We start from the raw sequence: 2,794 nt of genomic DNA, 5'->3' as shown, positions 1-2,794 counted from the left end.
TTTTTAGGTTTGAAATTGATGATTCAATTTGTTGTTAGATTCAAAAAATTAAAAAGAGAATATAGACAAGTGGTTCCAAAAATCATGACAGAAAAATTTTGGAGAAAGGTTTATCAATTCAAGAGATGATTGGTTAACTGGACATAGTCCAGTTTTATATCAAAGCTAAGAGTTTTTGCATAAAGCTTCATATTCCGCGGGAATCCCACAGAATGTTATGCAATCTTTATTAACAAGTTTATAGTGAATTTTTTTATTATTTTGAATTAAATAATTATATAAGGGCGCTATATATAATTCGGATGTAGAAGGCGTTTTTCTTTCTTGTTGAAGAGCATATAGGAAATCTCCAGATTTCTTGAAGTGATAAAGACCGTTACAACATAAATCGGATATTGGTTTTTTTTCTGCGGTTCTTAGAGCGATAGGCTCTTGACTTTCAGAATCTGGTTCCACGTAAGACCAGTTTTCACCATCACCCTTAAATACTTCTAGATATCCGTCAGAACGTTTAAACCATTCTTGTTTGGGAAAATGAAAATCCCTTCTAAAGGTATCAATATTGAATATTGTCAGCGCCATGTTATTTTCAAGACCGGCTTTGTGAATTCCATATTCTACAGTTTCTGCCTGTCCAGCGGTAGGATGATCTAGAATGACTATATTTGCTTTTTTGATACCAAGCTTGTCAATTTCAGTTTGTATAAAATTTTCCGTATTCATAATTGAACGGGCAATGAACAGAAATGGAGTATCTTGGAAATATGCTTTGAAACTTTCAACTGAATGGGTAAAAACTGTTTTCCCATTTAAAGGCAACATGTATTTAGGTTGCGTATATCCAGCTTTTGAAAAACGGCTGGACAGTCCCGCCATTGGAATAACTATCATTAATCTTTTCTTTCAAATATCGAATATAAACGTAAGGCATTTGCAATAAATGCTTTTTGTCGATCAGGGCGATCAGCATGTAAAGGTAACATCGACAAAAATAATGCTATGGTCATAGCTTGGATTTCTTTGCTTGAAACCGTAATATTCGCAATATTTATTTTATTAAAATATGTCTGTAGCCATTTATGGGAAGATGATAAATCAAATGTTAGTTCGAAATCATATTGATTATTGTTAATAAGATTATAGCGTCCTGTTATGATAAAGTCATATAACCCGTTAATTGAATGGGATAGCTTGGCCATATCATAACGTAAATCACCATAATTTTCCTTTATATGGGGAAATACATATCCTCTTGGATCAATCACTGTAATACGACGATTGCGTGAATTATATAAAATGTTACTGAAACAAAAATCGCCATGCATGATTGTACATAATTCTTCAGGATTTTTTGTAATAAAATCTGACAAATTATTTGCAATAGTTAATAATGATGGATATTTATTACCATTGAAAACGAGGTCATGCATGATATTAAAACCTGTTTGATTTGAAAAGAGTTTCAAACGTTCAAAGGTTTTGTTACCTACTAAATGTGCAGTGTAATCGTCCCGCTTTTTTTTACCTTTTTGTTTTGCGCATAAATTCAGGAAATCAGTACAAGAGGCCAGAATTTTGTTCCATGTAGCTTTTCCAATATCTGAAAATACGAATAATTCAGCTAGCGTTGGTGTGTATTGATATTCAGTGGAATAGAATGTTTTGTCATTATCTTGTCCGTATTCGAAAAGACGAGCGGTGAAGGGTTTTAGATTTGGTGGAGTTGATTCCAACCACTCTGCTTCAGCAAGCATCTTAAAAGAATCAGAAGAAATTTTTTTAACTGTATTTGAGGTAATTTGGAGTGAATTAAAGGCCCTTGCAGTTGTAACCAAACGTCTTGATTGAAAATAAGTCTGAATATGTCCAAAGTCATACCAGTTTTTAATAGCTTTTATTTTTAAGGGCTGATGTTTGTTATATAAGTTTATTCCCTCAATAAAATTTCCACGTGCTTGACATAAGGACTTGATCAGTTCATTCCCCTTTGAGAAAGAAAAATAGCCACAAGCTACTGGACGGTAATTATTTTCATCTTTGGTTGATTTGATGGTTTCAAGGTTTTTAATATATTTATTATCAGCTTGATTGATTACTGCCCAAGAATAATCGTCACCATCAGGATAACTTGCAATAATATCCATTTCTTGAGGAATATCATCAAGAATTGTATCACCGTGTAAAATACGTATGTTTGAATTGTATGCATTGATGACGTTAATCGTATATACTAGGGAATTTCCTAGAGACATGTCATCCGGGACAGAAACGATTACTACACCTTTTTCTTTTAAAGTATGTTGATCATAGGGAGTAACAATAAAGCTATCAGGCAAAGTCAGGTAGATCGGTGAATTTTCAATTAAGTTTTTTCTAAAATTTTTAACCTGTATTTCAAATAATCTTCCCGTTCCCAAAGGTAGAAAGGAAGGGGGAATTAAACCAAATTCGGCTGCCAGTTCTTGATTCACATATGCGGCAGAAGTGATAATATTTACGCAAGATGAAGTCATTTTTTTGTTTCAATTAATTTTGTAATTTCATCGAAAGACATTGAAATGAATTCAGACGGTCGTATGGCACGATCATCAATATAAAATCCCTCTTTTCCACACCATGGTTTTCCTACATAAATTTCATCATATGGAATTTCATGTTTTTTTAACCATTCAATGATAATTGGTAAAGTATTGGCATTAATCTTTCCAATATCACCGTTATAAGTATACATATTTCTGGCTGTTTGAATAATAATTTCAAATCCTTGTTTCTTGTATTCCCTTAATTTTTGAAT

General features: G+C 32.6%; 3 protein-coding genes. All 3 read right to left on the bottom strand.

The window, feature by feature from the left end; all coding sequences use genetic code 11:
• Positions 1 to 165: 165 nt before the first annotated feature.
• Positions 166 to 891 carry a glycosyltransferase family 2 protein gene (locus U0839_RS08650; RefSeq protein ID WP_413550490.1) on the bottom strand — a complete coding sequence of 242 codons (726 nt, stop codon included), beginning with the start codon at positions 889 to 891 and terminating at the stop codon, positions 166 to 168.
• Complete coding sequence (locus tag U0839_RS08645) at positions 891 to 2,513, bottom strand: capsular biosynthesis protein (protein ID WP_155565890.1); 1,623 nt, start codon at positions 2,511 to 2,513, stop codon at positions 891 to 893. The genes U0839_RS08650 and U0839_RS08645 overlap by 1 nt, the downstream gene beginning before the upstream one ends.
• The coding region (locus U0839_RS08640; protein ID WP_413550489.1) for a capsular biosynthesis protein at positions 2,510 to 2,794 on the bottom strand (285 nt) is incomplete at its 5' end. The genes U0839_RS08645 and U0839_RS08640, both read right to left, overlap by 4 nt.

The sequence above is a fragment of the Commensalibacter sp. A3DC genome, assembly GCF_047307945.1.
Lineage (GTDB): Bacteria > Pseudomonadota > Alphaproteobacteria > Acetobacterales > Acetobacteraceae > Commensalibacter > Commensalibacter melissae.
This window is presented reverse-complemented; position numbering and strand designations above follow the sequence as displayed.

Bases quoted from the DNA above. Each gene is read 5' to 3' on its own strand.
- U0839_RS08650 (WP_413550490.1), bottom strand. From the start codon at position 891: ATGATAGTTATTCCAATGGCGGGACTGTCCAGCCGTTTTTCAAAAGCT.
- U0839_RS08645 (WP_155565890.1), bottom strand. From the start codon at position 2,513: ATGACTTCATCTTGCGTAAATATTATCACTTCTGCCGCATATGTGAAT.